Below are 20,094 nucleotides of genomic sequence, written 5' to 3' on the forward strand. Positions count from 1 at the left end.
GGGCACGGTTCCCGCAGCCACCCCGGCATCTGCCTCCACCCTCGACCCCACAGGGGACGCCCATGACCACAAGTTCCGATGTGATCGACGACGCCCCGAAGGCGAACGACACCTCGGTCGCCTCGGCCACCCTGGGCGGCGAGAAGAAGCGGTCGATCGAACAGCTCGCACTCCTGCTCTTCATCGTCGTCCCGTTCCTCGCGCTCCTCGCAGCGGTTCCACTGGCCTGGGGCTGGGGCGTGAGCTGGCTCGATCTGGGCCTGCTGGTGTTCTTCTACTACCTCGGCTGTCACGGCATCACGATCGGTTTCCACCGCTACTTCACCCATGGCTCGTTCAAGGCGAAGCGGCCGCTGCGGATCGCGCTGGCGATCGCGGGCTCCATGGCCGTGGAGGGCCCGATCGTGCGCTGGGTGGCCGACCACCGCAGGCACCACAAGTTCTCCGACGCGGAGGGTGACCCGCACTCCCCGTGGCGGTTCGGCGAGACCCTCCCGGCCCTGATCAAGGGCCTGTGGTGGGCGCACATCGGCTGGATGTTCGACGAGGAGCAGACGCCGCAGGACAAGTACGCCCCGGATCTGATCAAGGACCCGGCGATCCGTGCGATCTCCCGGCAGTTCGTCTACTGGACGATTCTCTCGCTGGGGCTGCCCGCCGTGATCGGCGGTCTGGTCACCTGGTCCTGGTGGGGCGCGTTCACCGGGTTCTTCTGGGGGTCCCTCGTCCGGGTGGCTCTGCTGCACCATGTGACCTGGTCGATCAACTCGATCTGCCACGCCGTCGGCAAGCGGCCCTTCAAGTCGCGGGACCGTTCGGGCAACGTGTGGTGGCTGGCCGTGCTCTCCTGCGGCGAGTCCTGGCACAACCTGCACCACGCCGATCCGACCTCGGCGCGGCACGGTGTGGAGCGCTGGCAGCTGGACTCCTCGGCGCGGATCATCCGCTGGTGCGAGCAGCTCGGCTGGGCGTACGATGTGCGCTGGCCGTCACGCTCGCGTATCGATTCGCGCCGTAAGACCGGGGAAGAGGGCTCTCGACGCCGGAAGGAGACCGCCGAGGCGGCATGATTGACGCCGTGGCGACCGATCCGAGCAGCACCCCGAGCAATGAGAAGCCGAGGCGGGCGCGCCGAACCCGGATGACGGGAGCCGAGCGACGCCAGCAGCTTCTGGAGATCGGTCGCACCCTTTTCGCCGCCAAGGGCTTCGAGGGCACGTCGGTGGAGGAGATCGCGGCGAAGGCCGGGGTCTCCAAGCCGGTGGTCTACGAGCACTTCGGCGGCAAGGAGGGGCTGTACGCGGTGGTGGTGGACCGTGAGATGCGGCGCCTGCTGGACATGGTGACCGGCTCGCTGACCGCGGGGCATCCGCGTGAGCTGTGCGAGCAGGCGGCGTTCGCGCTGCTGGACTACATCGAGGAGTCCACGGACGGTTTCCGCATCCTGGTGCGTGACTCGCCCATCCCGCAGTCGACGGGTTCCTTCGCCTCGCTGATCTCGGACATCGCGACGCAGGTGGAGGACATCCTGGGCCGTGAGTTCAAGAGCCGCGGCTTCGACCCCAAGCTGGCGCCACTGTATGCGCAGGCCCTGGTCGGCATGGTCGCCCTGACCGGTCAGTGGTGGCTGGACGTGCGCCGCCCGAAGAAGGCGGAGGTGGCCGCGCATCTGGTGAACCTGGCGTGGCACGGGCTGGACGGGCTGGAGGCGAAACCGCATCTGATAGGGCGCCGGAAGAACTGATTCCGGCGCCCTGTCAGGGTGATGTGCGGTGGCACGCTCAGTGCTTGAAGGTGTCCTTGCCCTTCTCCTTGGCCTGGCGTGCGTCGCCCTTCATCTGGTCGGCCTTGCCCTCGGCGGTCATCCGCTCGTTGCCGGCCATCTTGCCCATGGCTTCCTTGGCCTTGCCCTTCATCTGTTCCTTCTTGGCCTGGCCCTTTTCTTCCTTCGCCACGTCACTCAACTCCCCACGAAGCTCGATGTGTGTCCCCCGACGGGTCACCTGCCGAGCGCCCCTCAAACCGAGCCGAGCGGTTCGAGAAACTCCAGCCGGTTGCCGACCGGGTCGAAGGAGTAGAACCGCCGGTGCCCGGGCAGGTTCTCGTCCCACTCCACCGGCGCCCCGTGGGACTGGAGCCGGGCGGCGTAGCGCTCGATGCCGGTGACTCGCAGCCCCGGGTGCGCCTTCTTCGCCGGGCGGAAGTCCTCCTCGATGCCGAGGTGCACCTGCGCGCTCCCCGCCTGGAACCAGCAGCCGCCGCGGGCCGCGAGCGCGGGCGGCTTGGGGATCTCGGTCATCTGCAGGACGTAGGTGTAGTACGCCCGCAGCCGGTCCTCGCTGCCGGGTGGTGCGGCCAGCTGGACGTGGTCGACGGCGGTGATCACCGGCTACGCCTCCTTGCGGGCGACGGCGAAGATGCGGCGGAAGGGGAAGGCGGTGCCGTGTTCCGTGCGGGGGTAGGCCTCGCGCAGCGCCGTGCGGTACTCCCGGACGAACTCCTCGCGGGCGGCCGGGTCGTCGGCGAGGGCGGTCAGGACGGGCCGCAGCCCGGTGCCCTTCACCCAGTCCAGCACCGGGTCCTCGCCGGTGAGCAGGTGCAGATAGGTCGTCTCCCACACGTCCGCCGTGCAGCCGAGCGAGGTCAGGCGCTCCAGGTAGGCGCCGGGAGCGAGGACGGCGTCGTCGTGGCGCAGCAGGTCGCCGAGGCGGTTCTTCCAGCGGGCGGAGGCGGCGAGTTCGCGCATGAGTACGTGGCTGGGGGCGCCGAAGTTGCCGGGCACCTGGAAGGCGAAGGTGCCGCCGGGCGCGAGGGCCGCGATCCAGTCGGCGAAGCGTTCGGTGTGGCCGGGAACCCATTGCAGGGTGGCGTTGCTGACGATGAGGTCGTGCGGTTCGCCTGGCGTCCAGGTGCGTGCGTCGCCGTGGTCGAAGTCGAGCCGGCCGCCGCCGGGGGTGGGTCCGGCGTGGTCGACGTGCGCCTTGTCGAGCATCTCGGGCGAGTTGTCGTAGCCGGTGATGTGCGCGGTGGGCCAGCGGTCGGCGAGGAGGACAGTGACGTTGCCGGGGCCGCAGCCGAGGTCGGCGATGCGCGGCCGGTCTGCGGGCAGCTCGGGGATGCGCGCCAGGAGGTCATTGAAGGGGCGGGCGCGGTGATCGGCGTGACGCAGGTACTGGGCGGGGTCCCAGGTGGGTGCGGCGGGCATGACGGGCCTCCTCGTCGTACTGGACGGGTACCCAGCCTCGTACCCCAGTTGCCTCGATGTCAAGAAGCTTGATATCAAGAGACTTCACGTCGACACAACCACTACACTGATCGCCATGGAGGACGAGGTCGATCGGCTGGTCGCTGCGTGGCGCCGGGAGCGCCCTGACCTCGACGTGGAACCGCTCGAGGTGCTCAGCCGGGTCAGCAGACTGGCCCGGCATCTGGACCGGGCGCGCAGGCTGGCCTTCGCCGAGCACAGCCTGGAGCCCTGGGAGTTCGACGTGCTGACCGCGCTCAGGCGCGCGGGCACGCCGTATCAGCTTTCGCCGGGGCAGCTGCTGACGCAGACCCTGGTCACCTCGGGCACGATGACGAACCGCATCGACCGCCTGACGAAGAAGGGCCTGGTGGAGCGGCTGCCCGACCCGAGCGACCGGCGCGGGGTGCTGGTGCGGCTGACGGAAGAGGGCCAGGAGCGCGCGGACCAGGCCCTGGCCGGACTGCTGGACCAGGAGCGGGCCATCCTCGCCGAGCTCTCGCGCGCCCAGCGCAGTGAACTGGCCGGTCTGCTACGCCAGTTGACCGCCCCGTTCGACAACATCCCCGGCTAGGTCGACGGGCCCGACGCCCGCCCGGCGCGCGAGTGCGACGGCGGCGAGGGTCGAGTGGACGCCCAGCTTGCCCAGGACGTTCTGCATATGGGTGCGCACGGTGTGCGGGGAGAGGAACAGCCGCTCCGCGACCGCCTTGCGGCCGAGTCCCGCGACCATGCAGCGCAGCACCTCCCGCTCCCGCGGCGTCAGGGACTCCACCAGCCGCTCGCTCTCGGTGCGGTGCTTGCGGGCGGCGGTCAGTTCCCTGAGCACACCGGTCAGCAGGGCCGGCGGCAGATGCGTCTCGTCGCGCAGCACTCCCCGTATGACATTGAGCAGCCGGGACAGCGAGCAGTCCTTGGCCACCCAGCCGGACGCCCCGGCCTGCAGGGCCAGAGCCGCGCGGCGCGGATCGTCCTTCTCGGCCAGCACGACGATCCGTACGCCCGGCTGCGCGGTGCGCACGCCGGCGACCAGCGAGATCCCGTCGACGAGTCCGTCCTCGCCCACCTCCTGGACGGGCACGGCGGGCCGGACCGCGGGCACGTTGCCGCCCAGGTCGGAGTCGACGAGCAGGACGTCGAAGCGCCGTCCCTCGGCCGCCGCGCGCTCCAGACTGCGCAGCGCGGCGGGACCGCTGCCGGCCGCGGATACGTCGACGTCGGGCTCGGCCGCAAGCGCCGCGGCGAGCGACTCGGCGAAGATGCGATGGTCGTCCACGACCAGGACTCGGATGCGAACCACGAAACCCCCTTCCCCAAGCTCTCGAAGAGCAGGGGATACCCCATCGTCGGGAGACGTCACAGGCGCAGGTACGGCGCCCGAAGTGCCCCAGATCGCCACAGACCACCTGGGACCGGAACGGCACACCGCACGGCCGCCGCCATGCGGAATCTGCTACCCCCACTTCGGGCGTCGTACCCGACTGTCTCGCCCCCTGATCGGCACCGGCCCCCACCGGTGCTGTCCATCAGGGTACGGCCGGGGGGCAGGAGCGGAAGGTTATTTGCAGAACTGGCGGTCCGACGCGTTTATGGTGAGCCCCATGTTTCGTCTGGAGACAGAAGTCGACAAAGCCCGGTGCGATCTTCTCCGAAAGCGGCTGCGGGAGACGAACACAGCGGCCTCGCCCGTCCTGCGCGCCCTGCGCGGAACCCCAGGTGAACGCGAAGTTCCGCTCCATCTCTGGGTGTTGGACGACGAGGGTGAACTGGCGGCCGGTCTGGTCGGTCACACCTGGACCTCGTGGCTGCACGTGACCTATCTGTGGGTCGACGAACGCCACCGCGGCGCGGGCATCGGTTCGCAACTGCTCGCGGAGGCGGAGCGCCGCGCCCACCAACAGCGCGGCTGCACCGCGGTCCGCCTGGAGACGTGGGACTTCCAGGCGCCCGGCTTCTACAAGAAGCAGGGCTACGACGTGGTGTGCGTGATCCCCGACTACCCGCCGGGGATCACGGAGTACACGCTGACCAAGCGGCTCAGCTGAGCCTGCGCGCGCCCGCCGACGGCACCGCCTCGAACACCCGCGGAGCGGTGAAGTCGGCCCCGGCGAAGGCCTCCTGGACCGCCTTGGTGACGGTGTCCACGTCCGCCGCCTCCACCAGGACGATCGCGGAGCCGCCGAAGCCGCCGCCCGTCATCCGCGCGCCGAGGGCGCCGGAGGCCAGGGCGGTGTCGACGACCAGGTCCAGCTCCGGACAGGAGATGCGGAAGTCGTCGCGCAGGGAGGCGTGGCCGGCCACCAGGACCGGGCCGATCGCCCGGGTCTCGCCCGCCTTCAGCAGGCCGACGGTGCGCTCCACCCGCTCGTCCTCGGTGACGATGTGGCGGACCAGGCGGACCGCTTCCTCGTCGTCGCCCAGGCGTGCGAGGGCCGCGTCGAGCCCGTCGTAGGGGATGTCCCGCAGCGCGTCGACGCCGAGCAGCGCCGCGCCCCGCTCGCAGCCCGCGCGCCGCTTGCCGTACTCGCCGTCGCTGTGGGCGTGCTTGACGCGGGTGTCCACCACCAGCAGCCGCATGCCCTCGGCGGCCAGGTCGAAGGGGATCTGCTGCTGGGAGAGGTCCCGGGTGTCGAGGAAGAGCGCGTGGCCCTCCTCGCAGCAGGCGGAGGCCGTCTGGTCCATGATGCCGGTGGGGGCGCCGACGTAGACGTTCTCGGCGCGCTGGCACAGGCGCGCCAACTGCCAGCGCTGCAGGTCCAGTTCGAAGAGGTCGTTGAGCGCCAGCGCGATCACGACCTCCAGGGCCGCCGACGAGGACAGGCCCGCGCCGGACGGGACCGTCGAGGCGAGGTGGACGTCGGCGCCGGTCACCGGGTGGCCTGCCTCGCGCAGGGCCCAGACGACACCCGCCGGGTACGCGGTCCAGTTACGGTCCGACTCGGGCGCCAGCTCGTCCGCGCGCAGCTCCACCACGCCGCCCTCGACGTCCGCCGAGTGCAGCCTCAGTACGCCGTCGGTGCGCCGGGAGACGGCCGCGACGGTGGTGTGCGGCAGCGCGAAGGGCATCACGAAGCCGTCGTTGTAGTCGGTGTGCTCACCGATGAGGTTGACGCGGCCCGGCGCCGACCAGACACCCTCGGGGACGGCTCCGTACAGCTCCGTGAAACCGTCCCGCACCTGCTGTGCCCCCACTAGTGCTCCCTTGTGATGGTCTGCGCGAACTCCCACGCGTCCGCGACGATCCCCGCGAGATCCGCACGGGTCGGGTTCCAGCCCAGCTTCTCGCGGGCGGCGGCGGCCGACGCCACCAGGATGGCCGGGTCGCCGCCGCGGCGCGGGGCGACGACCTCCGGGATCGGGTGGCCGGTGACCCGGCGGACCGTCTCGACGACCTCGCGGACCGAGAAGCCCTCGCCGTTGCCGAGGTTGCAGATGAGGTGCTCGCCCGGGCGGGCGGCCTTCAGCGCGAGCAGATGGGCCTCGGCGAGGTCCGCGACATGGATGTAGTCGCGCACGCAGGTGCCGTCCGGAGTCGGGTAGTCGTCGCCGAAGACGGAGATCGCGTCCCGCCTGCCCTGGGCGACCTGCAGCACCAGCGGGATCAGGTGCGACTCCGGGTCGTGCCGCTCGCCCTGCTTGCCGTAGGCGCCCGCCACGTTGAAGTAGCGCAGCGAGACCGCGCCCAGGCCGTGCGCCGCCGCCTCGCCCGAGATCATGTGGTCCACGGCGAGCTTGGAGGCGCCGTAGGGGTTGGTCGGGGCGGTCGGCGCCGACTCGGTGATCGGGACCTGCTCCGGCTCGCCGTAGGTGGCCGCGGTGGAGGAGAAGACGAGGGTGCGCACGTCCGCCTCGCGCATCGCGCCGAGCAGCGCCATGGTGCCGGCGACGTTGTTGTCCCAGTACTTCTCGGGCTTCACGACCGACTCGCCGACCTGCGAGAACGCGGCGAAGTGCAGGACGGCGTCGAAGGAGGCGTCCAGCCACTTGGCGGCATCGCGGATGTCGCCCTCGATGAAGGCGGCGCCGGCCGGGACGCCTTCCCGGAAGCCGGTGGAGAGGTTGTCGAGCACGACGACCTCGTGACCCGCCTCCAGCAGATGCTGGGCGACCACGCTGCCGACGTAACCCGCGCCGCCCGTCACCAGGTACTTACCGCTCATCAACTCGCTACCTCTCGCAGTCGCTCGGCCGCGCGCTCCGGCGGCACGTCGTTGATGAACACACTCATGCCGGACTCGGAACCCGCGAGGAACTTCAGCTTGCCGGAGGTTCGGCGGATGGTGAAAAGCTCGAGGTGGAGCGCGAAGTCGTCCCGGTTGACGCCCTCGAAGTCCTCCAACGCGCCGAACGGAGCCTGGTGCCAGGCCGAGATGTACGGCGTCGGCGGCTCGTTCTGGCCGAAGATCCGGTCGAAACGCCTCAACAGTTCCAGATAGACCTTGGGGAACTCTGTGCGTGCGTCCTCGTCGAGTCCGAGCAGGTCGGGCACCCGGCGCTTGGGGTACAGGTGGACCTCGTAGGGCCAGTGCGCCGCGTACGGCACGAAGGCCGCCCAGTGTTCACCCTCCAGGACGACCCGCTCACCGGCGAGTTCACGCTCCAGGACGGCGTCGAAGAGGTTCTCGCCGCCCGTGGCCTCCTTGTGGGCCGCGAGTGAACGGAGCATCAGCGCAGTGCGGGGGGTGGTGAAGGGGTAGGCGTAGATCTGGCCGTGCGGGTGACCGAGCGTCACGCCGATCTCCTCGCCCCGGTTCTCGAAGCAGAACACCTGCTCCACGGAGGGGAGATGCGACAGCTCGGACGTCCGGTCCGTCCAGGCCTCCAGGACCAGGCCCGCCTGCTCCTCGGACAGCTCCGCGAAGGAGGCGTTGTGGTCGGAGGTGAAGCAGACGACCTCGCAGCGGCCGGAGTCGCCGGCCAGGGAGGGGAAGCGGTTCTCGAAGACGACCACGTCGTACGAGGAGTCCGGGATCTCGCTCAGCCGGTCGCCCTTGGAGGGGCACAGCGGGCACTCGTCGGCCGGCGGGTGGTAGGTACGGCCCTGGCGGTGCGAGGCCACCGCGATCGAGTCGCCGAGCAGCGGGTCACGGCGGATCTCGGAGGTCGTGACGGTCCGCTCCAGCGGGCGGCGGTCCACCGCGTCGCGCACATGGTCGTCACGCAGGTCGTAGTAGATCAGTTCGCGACCGTCGGCCAGGCGGGTCGAGGTCTTCTTCACTGCGGACTCCCTATTCGAGCCACTCAACCATCAAACATAACCGAACACATTGGAACACGTACACTCACAGGCGTCAACATCACAATCCAACAAAGAGCATCAACGGAAGTGTTCAATTCCTGAATACGGGGGCGTAGGTTCCGCTCTGGACCAGTTCACGCAACGAAGCGAGCTTCTATGCAAACCCCCACATACCCAGCCATGCAGCTGGCCGCCGAGCTACGTCTCCCCACGAACGCGCTCGACTACACGATCCTCGGCATCTACTTCGCGGTGGTCCTCGGCATCGGCTTCGCCGCCCGCCGGTCGGTGAAGACCAGCCTCGACTTCTTCCTGTCCGGACGGTCGCTGCCCGCCTGGATCACCGGGCTCGCGTTCATCTCGGCCAACCTCGCCGCCACCGAGATCCTCGGCATGGCCGCGAACAGCGCACAGTACGGCGCCTACACCGTGCACTGGTACTGGATCGGCGCCATCCCGGCCATGGTCTTCCTCGGCCTGGTGATGATGCCCTTCTACTACGGAAGCAAGGTGCGCTCGGTCCCCGAGATGCTGCTGCTGCGCTTCGACAAGTGGGCACATCTGCTGAGTTCAATCCTGTTCGCCTTCGCCGCCATTCTGATCGCCGGTGTGAACCTGTACGCCCTCGCGATCGTGGTGCAGGCCCTGCTGGGCTGGCCGCAGTGGGTGGCGATCGTGGTCGCCGGCGCGTTCGTGCTGGCGTACATCACCCTCGGCGGGCTCTCCTCCGCGATCTACAACGAAGTGCTGCAGTTCTTCGTCATCCTCGCGGCGCTCATCCCGCTCGTGGTGCTGGGCCTGAAGAAGGTCGGCGGCTGGGGCGGTCTGACCGACAAGCTCACCTCCACGCACGGCGCCAACTTCACCACCGCCTGGGGCGGCACCGGCATCGGCAGCTCCAACCCGCTCGGCGCCAACTGGCTGACCATCGTGCTCGGCCTCGGCTTCGTGCTGTCCTTCGGCTACTGGACCACCAACTTCGCCGAGGTGCAGCGCGCCCTGTCCGCGAAGAACCTCTCGGCCGGCCAGCGCACTCCGCTGATCGCCGCGTACCCGAAGATCTTCATCGTCTTCCTGGTGATGATCCCGGGCCTGGTCGCCGCCGCGCTCGTGCCGGGCTTCGGCACGTCCAAGTCGGGCTACCAGTACAACGACGCCATCCCCTACCTGATGCAGGAACTGCTGCCCAACGGCGTCCTCGGCATCGCCGTGACCGGTCTGCTGGCCGCGTTCATGGCGGGCATGGCGGCCAACGTGTCGTCCTTCAACACGGTGTTCACCAACGACATCTGGGCCCGTTACATCGTCAAGGGCCGCGAGGACGCCTACTACGTCCGCTTCGGCCGCTGGATCACGGTGATCGGAGTCGCCGCCTCGGTCGGCACGGCCTTCCTGGCGTCGTCGTTCTCCAACATCATGAGCTACCTGCAGACGCTGTTCTCCTTCTTCAACGTGCCGATGTTCGTGGTCTTCATCGTCGGCATGTTCTGGAAGCGCGCGTCCGCGAAGTCCGGCTTCTGGGGCCTGCTCGCCGGCACCGTGGCCGCGATGGTGAACTACTTCGTCATCTACAAGAAGGGCATCATCGACATCCCCTCCGACCAGGGCGCCAACTTCGTCTCCGCGATCGTCGGCTTCGTCGCCGGCGCCGTGGTGATGGTCGCCGTGTCCCTGTTCACCAAGGCCAAGCCGGCCGAGGAACTGCAGGGCCTGGTCTACGGCACCCGCTCCCCCGGCATGGACGAGCCGCCCGCCGAGGGCGACGACGCCTGGTACCGCAGGCCCGCCCTGCTGGGCTGGGGCTCCGTGATCATCGCCGCCGCCTGCTACATCCCGTTCTCGTTCTGACGGCCGACTGAGGAGTGCGAACCACCATGACCGATCAGTCCAAGAACCCCGGACCCTCCGGATACTCCGAGAAGGACGTCCACCGCGAGGTCACCGAGTTGCAGGAGAAGTCCGCGACCGCGGCCCGCATCTTCGACCTCCGCCGCATCATCGGCGGCCTGTTCGTGCTGTACGGGATCATCGTCACCATCACCGGCATCACCGACGACCAGGCCGCGATCGACAAGGCGCAGGGCGTCAACATCAACCTGTGGACCGGCATCGCCATGCTGATCCTCGGCATCTTCTTCCTGGCCTGGCTGAAGCTGCGGCCGACACCGCCCCCGACCCCGGACACCGCCGAGGGCACGGAGGACGAGCCGGCCGGACCGGCGCACTGAACGACCCGGGGTCGGAGGCTATGACGCCTCCGGCCCCGGTTCCATCTCCACAGGTTTCGCGTTCGGCACCGGGCCCGCTCTGTCCAGCAGACCCGTGCGCGCGGCCAGCGCCGCCGCCTCGAGGCGGGAGCCTACGCCCAGTTTCATCAGGACGCGCTGCACATGGGTGCGGGCGGTGGAGGGCGCTATGCCCATGCCGGCCGCTATCAGCCGGGTGTCCTCGCCGTCGGCCACCCTGACCAGGACCTCGACCTCCCTCGGGGTGAGCATCTGCAGCAGGCGCTGGCCCTCGTCGTCGGGCTGCGCCGCCGGGTTGAGCAGTTCGCTGAAGGCCCCCTGGAGCAACTGCGGCGCCACCGCCGCCTCGCCCGCCCGGGCCTTCATGATGGCGCGCTCCACCGCCTCTATGCGTTCGTCATGGCGTACGTAGCCCGACGCCCCGGCCGCGAACGCGGCGGCGATGCCGCGCGGGCTCGGCACCGGGCCGAGCACCAGCACCGCCACCTGCGGGCGCTCCCGCTTGATCCTCACCACCGGGTCGAAGATGCCCGGCTCCGCCGGTGTCGCCGTACCCAGCAGGCACACCTCAGGTGCGCGCGTGATCACCAGCTCCGCCGCCCCCGCGGCGGGCGCCGCCGCGGCGAGCACCCGGTGCCCCCGCAGCTTGAGCGCCGAGGCCAGCGCCTCGGCGAGCAGACGGTGGTCGTCGACCACCATGAGCCGCACTCCCATCGAGCAACCCCCCAGTCCCCCCAATGGATCCCCGTGGATGCACCCTCATGCGTGCCCACTGGTCCGCGCGGACGAAAGCCCCCTCCCGGCTCCCCCGCTCTTCATGCCCCCGGAAGCTACACGCTTGTTCGACGTTGCGCTCCCCCTACCGGTGAGAAGTGCCCCGGATCGGCGGAATTTCTGGCATTCGCCGACGATCGACGGTATGCGTACGGCCCCGCCCCTGAGCAGGGGCGGGGCCGTGGCGGCGGAATGCTCGGCCGGCTCTAGGCGCCGGTGCCGAAGGCGATCGCCAGATACTCCTTGTCGCCGGAGCCGGACGGCTTGTCCGCGTAGACCCCGGACATGTACAGGTGGCCCTGGCTGTAGATCAGCTCGGAGTACTCCGGGGACATGCTGGTCTCCGCGTCCCGCACCTGCTCCGTCGACGGGTTCTCCAGCAGCTTGGTCTCCTTGAACGAACTGCCGTCGATGCTGACGACCTGTCCGCCCTTGTCGTACGGCGGGCGCTTGTAGGCGATCACATTGGCGCCGTCCATGCGCAGCGGGGTGATCGTGTAGCCGTCGCCCGCGTCCGCGCGCTGCCCGGTCTGCTTGCCGGTGGCCAGGTCGAACGCGACGATCTCGTTGGTCTGGCTGTAGTCCCCGGTGCCGTCGTGCTCCTCGGTCGGGACGTACAGCCGGTCCTTGCCGACCGCGAGGCCGGTGCAGGACTCGATCTTAGTGATGCCGTCGCACTTGGCCGCGAACTGGTCGCCCGGCGCGGAGATGCGGGTGATCAGCTTGCCGGTCTTGTTGTCGATGGAGAAGAAGTCCGAGATGCCGCTGCCGTCGCCCGCGCTGTCGCCCACGTCGGCGGCCACGACCAGCGGGTTCGTCGACACCACGGAGGCGTACTCGATGCCCGAGGTCATCTTGTACTCCGAGATCACCTTCCCGGACTTCGGGTCGATGGTCTGGATGTGCAGCTGACGCTGGTCGTAGGTGCCGCACTTGCGCACCGCGACCAGCTTCTCGCCGCCGCCGTAACCGGCGTCGTAGCAGGTGTCGGTGGGCTTGGGCGCCCACAGGGACTTGCCGGAGGTGATGTCCCAGGCCGCGCCGCCGCTGGTGCTGCCCGCGGCGACGGTGTTGGCGCTGACCGTGACGTTGTCCAGGCTGATCGGCCGGTCACCGGAGTCGACCGACTTCGTCCACAGCATTTTCCCCGCGTTCAGGTCGAGCGCGGAGACCTTGCTGCAGCCCGCCGAGCTGTTCTTCGCGGGCATCTTCGGCTGGTAGACGACGGCCGTCTTGTTGTCGGAGGTGGTGTGGGTGCTGGCCTCGCACACCGGCCCCGTCAGCTTGATGGTCCACAGCTTGGTGCCCTTGTCGCGGTCGTAGCCGTTGATCTCGGCGACCCCGGCCTTGACGTACGCCTTGTCGGTGAGCCACGAGCCGGACACCACGGTGCTGTCGTCGACCTTGGGCTCCGGCACCTGGTACAGGACGTGGGAGGCGGGGTTCGAGGGAACCTTCTCCACGCCCTTGGTGGAGGTGCCGCCGGTGTCGCCCTTGCTGTCCTTGCCGCCGGTGCCGCCGCTGGAGCTGGCGGTGTCGTCCTTCTTGTCGTCGCCCTTGCCGGAGTTGGCGTACCAGATGCCGCCTCCGACGATCAGCGCGATCGCCACGACCGCGGCCACGATGATGGCCAGCTGCGCGTTGATCGGCTTGCGGCCGGCGGGCGGCGCGGGCTGCGGCTGGAGCGGCATGGTCCCCTGCGGGTAGCCGTAACCGGGCTGCTGGCCATAGGGGTTCGGGCCCTGGCCGTACGGGTTCGGCTGCTGGGCCGGGTAGCCGTAGCCCTGGGGTGCCTGCGGCGGCTGGCCCACCGGCGGCTGCGGGGCGCCGTATCCGGGCTGCTGCTGCGGCGGCGGGGGCGTCTGCGGGGCCTGGGGTGCCTGCGGGTAGCCGTAGCCCGGCTGCTGCGGGGCGCTGAAGCCGGGCTGCTGCGGCGGTGCGGGCGGCTGCTGCGGGGCCTGCGGCTTGTCCAGGGACGGCGGCTGGTCCTGGGGCGGACCGAAACCACTCTGCTGCGGGGGCTCGTTGGGCGGCGGGGGCGGTGGCTGGGTCATGGGGTGAACACCTCGGGAACGGACGACGGGGTGGGTGCGGGAGGAAGAGGAGGAGTCACTTGCCGTAGGCGAGCATCAACTTCTCCTTCGTGTCGTCGTTGCCGTTGAGCCGGGTGGTCGAGAGGTAGAAGCGCCCGTCGACCCAGTCGAAGTCCTTGGAGAAGAAGCCGTTCTCGACCTGCGCGGCCCCGGCGGGGTTCTGCAGCAGTTTCACCGGCTTGTGCGCCGAGCCGCCGGTCGGGATCGACACGACCTGGCCGCCCGCGTCGTACGACGGCTGCACATAGGCGATGAGCTTGCCGCCCTCCGTCCTGATGGGCAGCATCGACTCGTCCGCCGGGGACTTCACCCGCCACTTCTCCTTGCCGGTGGCGAGGTTGATCGCGACGACCTCGTTCGCGCCGCTGGTGGCCTCGGTCGGCAGGTACAGGGTGGTCGAGTCGGATGCCACGCCCTTGCAGCCCTGCAGGTCACGCTGGAGGATCGCCCAGCCGCACTGGGGGGCGAAGTCCTCGTCAAAGCTCACCTGCGACTTGTACTTGCCGTTCGAGTCGAAGGTGGAGATGTTCCACGCCTTCTTGTCCTCGTTCGTGCTGTAGACCACCAGCGGATCGAGGGAGTACGTCCGCGCGACCGACCAGCCCTTGTCGAACTTCTGCGTCCACCTGACCTTGCCGGTCGTGGGGTCGAGCTCCTGCATCTCGTCGTGCTCCTTCGACCCGGTGGCGTCGCAGGAGGACACGGCGATCAGCTTGCTGCCGCCCGCGAACGCGGTCGGGAAGCAGGCGTCGCCGTACTTCTTCTTGTCGAAGAGCTTCTTGCCGGAGTCGACGTTGTAGGCCACACCGGACTGTGAGCGCCCGACCATCAGCGTCTTGCCGGTGATCGACATGGAGATGGTGATGGCGCTGTCGAACAGCGCGCCGTCGGCGAGCTGCGTCTTCCAGCCCCTGTGGCCGGTGTTGAGGTCGATCTGCTGGAGCTGGTTGCACTTGGCGCGGTCGCTGGTGCCGCTCTCGTAGGCGACCACGACCTTGTCGTCGGCCGACTGCTGCGGGGTGACCGCGCAGATCTTCTGCGGGAAGGTGATCGGGTTCCAGGTGGGGTTGCCGTCGCCGGTGTTGTAGGCGAAGACCTGCTTGTACGCCGCCTTCACCGCCGTCTTGTCGGTGATCCACATCCCGGGGGCGTCGGCTCCGGAACCGGGCGCGTCCGGCGCCTCCTTGTACCAGAGCACCTTCGCCTCGCCGGGCTGGCGGCCGGAGTTGAGGTCCTCGGGGTCCTCGCCGCCGTTGCCGCTGCCGTCACCGGGGTTGACCGGGGCGCTGGCGGTGGGCTTGGGGTCGTCGCTCTTGTGGGCCACCGGCTTCTTGTCGTCGTCGCCACCACCGCTGGTCAGGGCGAAGACGGTGCCGCCGATGACGGCCAGCGCGACGACGGCCGCACCGATGGCGAGGCCGGGCTTGCCCTTGAAGGGGTTCTTGGAGCCGGAGCCGGGCGGCGGGGTGCCGGGGCCGCCCGGGTACTGGGGCTGGGGGTAGCCGTAACCGGGCTGCTGGCCGTACGGACCCGGCTGCTGCGGCTGGCCGTAGGGGCCGGGCTGGGCGTACGGGCCCGGCTGTTGGGGCTGTCCGTAGGGGCCCGGTTGGGCGTACGGACCCGACGGCTGGCCGTAGGGGCCCGGCTGCTGGGGCGCCTGCGGGTAGCCGTAGCCGGGCTGCGGGGCGGCGGGCGGCGGGGACTGCGGTGGCGGCGGCGGAGTCTGCGGAGCTCCGAATCCGTCCTGCGGCTGCTGCTGCGGCGGCTGGTTGGGCGGCTGATTGGGCGGCTGAGTCATCAGCGCGTCTCCCCCTCGTTCACTGATTTTTAGCCACGCCCTGAGCTGTGACGGACCCAGAGTCGTACTCAGAAAGTTCTCAGACGGCTCTTTCTATCACTCGGGCCCGACAGCACACCGAGCCGCGTCACTCCCTGTTCCCAAGGGAGGACCGGCTCGTGACGCCCCCGTTATGCGCCTTCACGCACCCTTCACGCGTCCTCGGCGAGTTCCAGCCAGCGCAGCTCCAGCTCCTCGCGCTCGCCGGCCAGCTCCCGCAGCTCCGCGTCCAGTTCACCGACCTTCGCGAAGTCCGTGGCGTTCTCGGCGATCTGCGCGTGCAGCTTCGTCTCCCGCTCGGAGATCTTGTCGAGCCGGCGCTCGATCTTCTGCAGCTCCTTCTTCGCGGCACGCTGGTCGGCCGAACTCCGGTCGGGCACGGCCTTCTGCGCGACCGGCGCGGCGGCCGCGACCGCCTCCTCCATCCGCCGGCGCCGCTCCAGGTACTCGTCGATGCCGCGCGGCAGCATCCGCAGGGTGGCGTCGCCGAGCAGCGCGAACACCCGGTCGGTGGTGCGCTCGACGAAGAACCGGTCGTGGGAGATGACGATCATCGAGCCGGGCCAGCCGTCGAGGACGTCCTCCAGCTGGGTGAGGGTCTCGATGTCGAGGTCGTTGGTGGGCTCGTCGAGGAAGAGGACGTTGGGCTCGTCCATCAGCAGCCGCAGCAGCTGGAGCCTGCGCCGCTCGCCGCCGGAGAGGTCACCGACCGGCGTCCACTGCTTCTCCTTGTTGAACCCGAACGTCTCGCACAGCTGCCCGGCGGTCATCTCCCGGCCCTTGCCGAGGTCGACGCGCTCGCGCACCTGCTGGACGGCCTCCAACACCCGGAGTTCCGGGCTGAGTTCGGCCACTTCCTGGGAGAGGTAGGCGAGCTTGACGGTCCTGCCGACGGCGACCCGGCCACCGGCCGGCTGCACCTCGCCCTCGCTGCGCGCCGCCTCCGCCATGGCCCGCAGCAGGGAGGTCTTGCCGGCGCCGTTGACCCCGACGAGACCGATGCGGTCGCCCGGGCCCAGCTGCCAGGTGACGTGCTTGAGCAGCACCTTGGGGCCCGCCTGGACGGTGACGTCCTCCAGGTCGAAGACGGTCTTGCCGAGCCGGGTGGAGGCGAACCGCATCAGCTCGGAGCTGTCGCGGGGCGGCGGCACGTCGGCGATCAGCTCGTTGGCGGCCTCGACCCGGAAGCGGGGCTTGGACGTACGGGCCGGAGCGCCGCGGCGCAGCCAGGCCAGCTCCTTGCGGACCAGGTTCTGCCGCTTGGTCTCCTCGGTGGCGGCGATGCGCTCGCGCTCGGCGCGGGCGAAGACGTAGTCGGAGTAGCCGCCCTCGTACTCGTAGACCGAGCCGCGCTGCACGTCCCACATGCGGGTGCAGACCTGGTCCAGGAACCACCGGTCGTGGGTGACGCAGACGAGCGCCGAGCGGCGCTCGCGCAGATGCCGGGCGAGCCAGGCGATGCCCTCGACGTCGAGGTGGTTGGTGGGCTCGTCCAGGACCAGCAGGTCCTGCTCCTCGATGAGCAGCTTGGCCAGCGCGATACGGCGCCGCTCGCCGCCGGACAGCGGTCCGATGACCGTGTCCAGGCCCTGTGGGAAGCCGGGCAGGTCGAGGCCGCCGAACAGTCCGGTGAGCACATCGCGGATCTTGGCGTTGCCCGCCCACTCGTGGTCGGCCAGGTCCCGGATGACCTCGTGCCGGACAGTCGCCTCCGGGTCGAGGGAGTCGTGCTGGGTGAGCACGCCCGCACGCAGCCCGCCGGAGTGCGTGACCCGCCCGGTGTCGGCCTCCTCCAGCTTGGCCAGCATCCGGATGAGGGTGGTCTTGCCGTCACCGTTGCGCCCCACGACCCCGATCCGGTCCCCTTCGGAGACGCCGAGCGAGACGCCGTCGAGGAGGGCACGAGTGCCGTACACCTTGCTGACGTTCTCGACATTGACCAGGTTGACGGCCATTACTCTCCTGCTCGGTGGATCGATCAGCTTTCAAGCGTAGGCCCTGCCGGGACGGGGCCGGGACGCGAGGGGACAGTCACTCTTTGTGATGACGTGATCGGGAACGGGCCGCTACCGTGGAATGCGGGCAGCAGGATCCCGTCCATGGGAGGAACCATGACCGCCGAGTCCGTAGAGCACCAGATGCAATGGCCGGTGCCACCGCTGGACGGATACACAGTGGACGACCTGTTCACGCTGCCAAATCTCCCGCCGCACACCGAGTTGATCGACGGGAGCCTGGTTTTCGTGAGTCCGCAGCGCCGTTTCCATGGGAACGTGGTTGACCTGCTCGTCTTCGGCCTGCGCAGCAGTGGTCTGCCCGCCGAACTCAGGGTCAGCCGGGAGATGACCGTGATCCTCGACAGGCGCAACGGTCCCGAACCCGATGTGAGCGTGATCCGGACCGGCGCGATCACCGGGCCGGAACAGACGAGTTACCGGGCCGACGACGTACTTCTGGCCGTCGAAGTGGTCTCGCCCGAGTCCGAGTCCCGCGACCGTACGACCAAACCGCAGAAGTACGCCACCGCCGGTATCCCGAATTTCTGGCGCGTCGAAGCAAGCGGGACAGACGGCAGGCCCGTGATCCACGTCTACGAACTCGAGCCGCTCACCAGGACGTACACGTACAGGGGTATGCACCGCGATCGCATCAAGGTCGACAAGCCCTACTCCATCGACATCGACCTGACGGCCATCGACGAACTCTGAGGGTTGGCCGTCAGACCACCGTGGCCCCCGGCACCGGCCCCGACGCCGTGCGTACGTCCCGACAGGTGCCGGAGGCTCGCAGCGCCGCCGCGACGGCCTCCGCCGCCTCCGCGTCCCACGCCAGGAACGCCGTCGTCGGCCCCGACCCCGAGACCAGCGAGGCCAGTGCCCCCGCCGCGCGCCCCGCGGCCAGCGTGTCCGCCAGTTCCGGGAACAGTGACAGCGCCGCGGGCTGCAGGTCGTTGGAGACCGCCGCACCCAGCGCCTCCGCGTCCCCCTTGGCCAGCGCCCGCAGCAGCTCCGGTGAGGTCACCGGCTCCGGGATCTCCCGGCCCTCGGCCAGACGGTCGAACTCACGGAAGACGGCCGGGGTCGACAGCCCCCGGCCGGCCATCGCGAAGACCCAGTGGAAGGTCCCTCCGACGTCGAGGGTGCGCAGCTTCTCGCCGCGTCCGGTGCCGAGCGCCGCCCCGCCGACCAGGCTGAACGGCACATCGCTGCCCAACTCGGCGCAGATGGACAGGAGTTCGGCCCGGGAGGCGCCGGTCCGCCAGAGCGTGTTGCAGGCCAGCAGGGCGCCCGCGCCGTCCGCGCTGCCGCCCGCCATGCCTCCCGCGACCGGGATGTCCTTGGCGATGTGGATGTGCACGTTCGCTTCGATGCCGCGCCGTGCGGCGAGCACGAGGGCGGCGCGGGCCGCGAGGTTGGTGGTGTCCAGGGGCACCTGGTCGGCGTCCGGGCCCTCGCAGGTGACGCGCAGTTCGTCGGCGGGCGTCACCGTGACCTCGTCGTGGAGGCCGACCGCCAGGAAAATGTTGGCCAGGTCGTGGAAGCCGTCGGGACGGGCGGCACCCACCGCGAGCTGGACGTTGACCTTGGCGGGGACGCGGACGGTGACGCTCACTGGTGACGGGGCTCCTTGTTCTCGGCACGCACTGCGCGCTGGGCGCTCTCTTCGTGGTTCCCGGTGTGCCGGGCGTGCTCAGCGATGCGCACGAACTCCTCGACGCCCAGGGCCTCGCCGCGCGCCTGCGGCGACACCCCGGCGGCCACCAGCGCCTCCTCCGCCGCCGCGGCCGACCCGGCCCAGCCGGCGAGCGCGGCCCGCAGCGTCTTGCGGCGCTGGGCGAACGCGGCGTCCACGACGGCGAAGACCTCGCGCCGCGTGGCGGTGGTCCTGATCGGCTCGGCTCGGCGGACGAGCGAGACGAGGCCGCTGTCGACGTTCGGTGCGGGCCAGAAGACATTGCGCCCGATGGCACCGGCCCGCTTGACCTCGGCGTACCAGTTGGCCTTCACCGAGGGGACGCCGTACACCTTCGAGCCGGGCGCCGCGGCGAGGCGGTCGGCGACCTCGGACTGGACCATGACGAGGGTGCGCTCGATGCTCGGGAAGGTCTCGAGCATGTGCAGCAGGACGGGCACGGCGACGTTGTAGGGGAGGTTCGCGACCAGCGCGGTCGGGGCGGGGCCGGGCAGCTCGGTCACCCGCATGGCGTCGGAGTGCACCAGCGCGAAGCGCTCCGCGCGCTCCGGCATCCGGGCCGCGACGGTGGCGGGCAGCGCCGCGGCCAGCACGTCGTCGATCTCCACGGCGGTGACGCGGTCGGCGGCCTCCAGCAGCGCGAGGGTGAGGGAACCGAGCCCCGGCCCGACCTCCACCACCACGTCGTCCGGCCGGACGTCCGCGGTACGTACGATCCGCCGGACCGTGTTCGCGTCGATCACGAAGTTCTGACCACGCTGTTTGGTCGGCCGAACCCCGAGGACCGCCGCAAGCTCACGGACGTCGGCGGGACCCAGCAGGGCATCGGGGGCGGGGCTGCTACTCACGGCGACAAGGGTACGGGGCGGGCGAGGTGGCCGGGGCGGGGCGTCGGCCGACGGAGCAGGAGGCGGTGCCGGGCGCGGGGCGTCGGGCGGCGGGGCAGGAGGCGGCGCCGGGCGCGGGGC

General features: G+C 69.9%; 20 protein-coding genes. 7 read left to right on the forward strand and 13 right to left on the reverse strand.

Annotation, left to right across the window (positions count from 1 at the left end; all coding sequences use genetic code 11):
- Positions 1–62: 62 nt before the first annotated feature.
- Entirely contained in the window at positions 63–1,070 is a 1,008-nt protein-coding gene (locus tag JYK17_RS36305) for an acyl-CoA desaturase (protein WP_108008317.1), read from the forward strand.
- A complete protein-coding gene (locus JYK17_RS36310) occupies positions 1,067–1,744 on the forward strand; it encodes a TetR/AcrR family transcriptional regulator (protein WP_108008319.1) in 678 nt (225 codons plus the stop codon). The genes JYK17_RS36305 and JYK17_RS36310 overlap by 4 nt, the downstream gene beginning before the upstream one ends.
- A gap of 37 nt (positions 1,745–1,781) precedes the next feature.
- On the opposite strand, the gene JYK17_RS36315 is transcribed toward JYK17_RS36310, so the two are convergent.
- The 3 genes from JYK17_RS36315 to JYK17_RS36325 form a co-directional block, all read right to left on the reverse strand.
- The gene (locus JYK17_RS36315) at positions 1,782–1,955 is read right to left on the reverse strand and encodes a CsbD family protein (RefSeq protein ID WP_108008321.1); all 174 of its coding nucleotides are present in this window, start codon (positions 1,953–1,955) and stop codon (positions 1,782–1,784) included.
- Between the two features lie 62 nt (positions 1,956–2,017).
- The gene (locus JYK17_RS36320) at positions 2,018–2,386 is read right to left on the reverse strand and encodes a VOC family protein (RefSeq protein WP_222812056.1); all 369 of its coding nucleotides are present in this window, start codon (positions 2,384–2,386) and stop codon (positions 2,018–2,020) included.
- Positions 2,387–2,389: 3 nt separating this feature from the next.
- Positions 2,390–3,205, reverse strand: coding sequence for a trans-aconitate 2-methyltransferase (locus tag JYK17_RS36325; protein ID WP_222812057.1), 816 nt, complete (start codon positions 3,203–3,205; stop codon positions 2,390–2,392).
- 115 nt (positions 3,206–3,320) lie between these two features.
- Here JYK17_RS36325 and JYK17_RS36330 point away from each other — a divergent pair, with 115 nt between their 5' ends.
- On the forward strand, positions 3,321–3,818 hold the full coding sequence (locus JYK17_RS36330) for a MarR family winged helix-turn-helix transcriptional regulator (RefSeq protein WP_108008327.1): 498 nt from the start codon (positions 3,321–3,323) through the stop codon (positions 3,816–3,818).
- On the opposite strand, the gene JYK17_RS36335 is transcribed toward JYK17_RS36330, so the two are convergent.
- Positions 3,777–4,544, reverse strand: coding sequence for a LuxR C-terminal-related transcriptional regulator (locus tag JYK17_RS36335; RefSeq protein ID WP_108008329.1), 768 nt, complete (start codon positions 4,542–4,544; stop codon positions 3,777–3,779). The genes JYK17_RS36330 and JYK17_RS36335 overlap by 42 nt on opposite strands.
- Positions 4,545–4,833: 289 nt before the next feature.
- Between JYK17_RS36335 and JYK17_RS36340 the strand changes: the two genes are divergently transcribed.
- Positions 4,834–5,289, forward strand: a complete 456-nt coding sequence (locus JYK17_RS36340; protein WP_108008331.1) for a GNAT family N-acetyltransferase — start codon at positions 4,834–4,836, stop codon at positions 5,287–5,289.
- On the opposite strand, the gene galK is transcribed toward JYK17_RS36340, so the two are convergent.
- From galK to galT, 3 genes are read right to left on the reverse strand one after another with little or no spacing between them, the layout of a single operon-like run.
- Positions 5,282–6,436, reverse strand: coding sequence for a galactokinase (galK, locus tag JYK17_RS36345; RefSeq protein ID WP_108008333.1), 1,155 nt, complete (start codon positions 6,434–6,436; stop codon positions 5,282–5,284). The genes JYK17_RS36340 and galK overlap by 8 nt on opposite strands.
- Positions 6,436–7,404 carry a UDP-glucose 4-epimerase GalE gene (gene galE, locus JYK17_RS36350; protein ID WP_108008335.1) on the reverse strand — a complete coding sequence of 323 codons (969 nt, stop codon included), beginning with the start codon at positions 7,402–7,404 and terminating at the stop codon, positions 6,436–6,438. Before galE ends, galK begins: the two co-directional genes overlap by 1 nt.
- Positions 7,404–8,462 (reverse strand): galactose-1-phosphate uridylyltransferase, encoded by a 1,059-nt coding sequence (gene galT / locus JYK17_RS36355; RefSeq protein ID WP_108008337.1) that lies wholly within the window; start codon positions 8,460–8,462, stop codon positions 7,404–7,406. The genes galE and galT overlap by 1 nt, the downstream gene beginning before the upstream one ends.
- Before the next feature lie 177 nt (positions 8,463–8,639).
- Here galT and JYK17_RS36360 point away from each other — a divergent pair, with 177 nt between their 5' ends.
- Entirely contained in the window at positions 8,640–10,331 is a 1,692-nt protein-coding gene (locus JYK17_RS36360) for a sodium:solute symporter family protein (protein ID WP_108008339.1), read from the forward strand.
- A gap of 26 nt (positions 10,332–10,357) precedes the next feature.
- Entirely contained in the window at positions 10,358–10,711 is a 354-nt protein-coding gene (locus tag JYK17_RS36365; protein WP_108008341.1) for a hypothetical protein, read from the forward strand.
- Positions 10,712–10,729: 18 nt separating this feature from the next.
- Here the strand turns inward: JYK17_RS36365 and JYK17_RS36370 are convergent, their stop codons facing one another.
- The 4 genes from JYK17_RS36370 to JYK17_RS36385 all read right to left on the reverse strand — a co-directional run bounded on the left by JYK17_RS36370 (position 10,730) and on the right by JYK17_RS36385 (position 17,388).
- A complete protein-coding gene (locus JYK17_RS36370) occupies positions 10,730–11,443 on the reverse strand; it encodes a helix-turn-helix transcriptional regulator (RefSeq protein ID WP_108008343.1) in 714 nt (237 codons plus the stop codon).
- Between the two features lie 266 nt (positions 11,444–11,709).
- Entirely contained in the window at positions 11,710–13,557 is a 1,848-nt protein-coding gene (locus JYK17_RS36375) for an outer membrane protein assembly factor BamB family protein (protein WP_222812058.1), read from the reverse strand.
- Between the two features lie 55 nt (positions 13,558–13,612).
- Positions 13,613–15,394: an outer membrane protein assembly factor BamB family protein gene (locus tag JYK17_RS36380; protein WP_222812059.1), complete on the reverse strand. Its 1,782-nt coding sequence runs from the start codon at positions 15,392–15,394 to the stop codon at positions 13,613–13,615.
- A 191-nt stretch (positions 15,395–15,585) separates the two neighbouring features.
- Positions 15,586–17,388 carry an ABC-F family ATP-binding cassette domain-containing protein gene (locus tag JYK17_RS36385; RefSeq protein ID WP_108008349.1) on the reverse strand — a complete coding sequence of 601 codons (1,803 nt, stop codon included), beginning with the start codon at positions 17,386–17,388 and terminating at the stop codon, positions 15,586–15,588.
- 156 nt (positions 17,389–17,544) lie between these two features.
- On the opposite strand from JYK17_RS36385, the gene JYK17_RS36390 reads away from it, so the two are divergent.
- Complete coding sequence (locus tag JYK17_RS36390) at positions 17,545–18,141, forward strand: Uma2 family endonuclease (RefSeq protein ID WP_108008351.1); 597 nt, start codon at positions 17,545–17,547, stop codon at positions 18,139–18,141.
- 10 nt (positions 18,142–18,151) lie between these two features.
- On the opposite strand, the gene JYK17_RS36395 is transcribed toward JYK17_RS36390, so the two are convergent.
- Both JYK17_RS36395 and rsmA read right to left on the reverse strand, forming a co-directional pair.
- Positions 18,152–19,045 carry a 4-(cytidine 5'-diphospho)-2-C-methyl-D-erythritol kinase gene (locus JYK17_RS36395; protein ID WP_108008353.1) on the reverse strand — a complete coding sequence of 298 codons (894 nt, stop codon included), beginning with the start codon at positions 19,043–19,045 and terminating at the stop codon, positions 18,152–18,154.
- Complete coding sequence (gene rsmA / locus JYK17_RS36400) at positions 19,042–19,974, reverse strand: 16S rRNA (adenine(1518)-N(6)/adenine(1519)-N(6))-dimethyltransferase RsmA (protein WP_222812060.1); 933 nt, start codon at positions 19,972–19,974, stop codon at positions 19,042–19,044. The genes JYK17_RS36395 and rsmA overlap by 4 nt, the downstream gene beginning before the upstream one ends.
- Between the last annotated feature and the right edge of the window lie 120 nt (positions 19,975–20,094).

Source organism: Streptomyces plumbidurans, from assembly GCF_019857225.1.
GTDB classification, from domain to species: domain Bacteria; phylum Actinomycetota; class Actinomycetes; order Streptomycetales; family Streptomycetaceae; genus Streptomyces; species Streptomyces plumbidurans.

Excerpts from the sequence above, each read along its gene's own strand:
- JYK17_RS36330 (WP_108008327.1), top strand. The coding sequence starts at position 3,321 with ATGGAGGACGAGGTCGATCGGCTGGTCGCTGCGTGGCGCCGGGAGCGC.
- JYK17_RS36390 (WP_108008351.1), top strand. The coding sequence starts at position 17,545 with ATGACCGCCGAGTCCGTAGAGCACCAGATGCAATGGCCGGTGCCACCG.
- JYK17_RS36375 (WP_222812058.1), bottom strand. The coding sequence starts at position 13,557 with ATGACCCAGCCACCGCCCCCGCCGCCCAACGAGCCCCCGCAGCAGAGT.
- JYK17_RS36370 (WP_108008343.1), bottom strand. The coding sequence starts at position 11,443 with ATGGGAGTGCGGCTCATGGTGGTCGACGACCACCGTCTGCTCGCCGAG.
- galE (WP_108008335.1), bottom strand. The coding sequence starts at position 7,404 with ATGAGCGGTAAGTACCTGGTGACGGGCGGCGCGGGTTACGTCGGCAGC.
- JYK17_RS36340 (WP_108008331.1), top strand. The coding sequence starts at position 4,834 with ATGGTGAGCCCCATGTTTCGTCTGGAGACAGAAGTCGACAAAGCCCGG.
- JYK17_RS36310 (WP_108008319.1), top strand. The coding sequence starts at position 1,067 with ATGATTGACGCCGTGGCGACCGATCCGAGCAGCACCCCGAGCAATGAG.
- JYK17_RS36325 (WP_222812057.1), bottom strand. The coding sequence starts at position 3,205 with ATGCCCGCCGCACCCACCTGGGACCCCGCCCAGTACCTGCGTCACGCC.
- JYK17_RS36305 (WP_108008317.1), top strand. The coding sequence starts at position 63 with ATGACCACAAGTTCCGATGTGATCGACGACGCCCCGAAGGCGAACGAC.
- JYK17_RS36380 (WP_222812059.1), bottom strand. The coding sequence starts at position 15,394 with ATGACTCAGCCGCCCAATCAGCCGCCCAACCAGCCGCCGCAGCAGCAG.
- JYK17_RS36365 (WP_108008341.1), top strand. The coding sequence starts at position 10,358 with ATGACCGATCAGTCCAAGAACCCCGGACCCTCCGGATACTCCGAGAAG.
- JYK17_RS36360 (WP_108008339.1), top strand. The coding sequence starts at position 8,640 with ATGCAAACCCCCACATACCCAGCCATGCAGCTGGCCGCCGAGCTACGT.
- JYK17_RS36385 (WP_108008349.1), bottom strand. The coding sequence starts at position 17,388 with ATGGCCGTCAACCTGGTCAATGTCGAGAACGTCAGCAAGGTGTACGGC.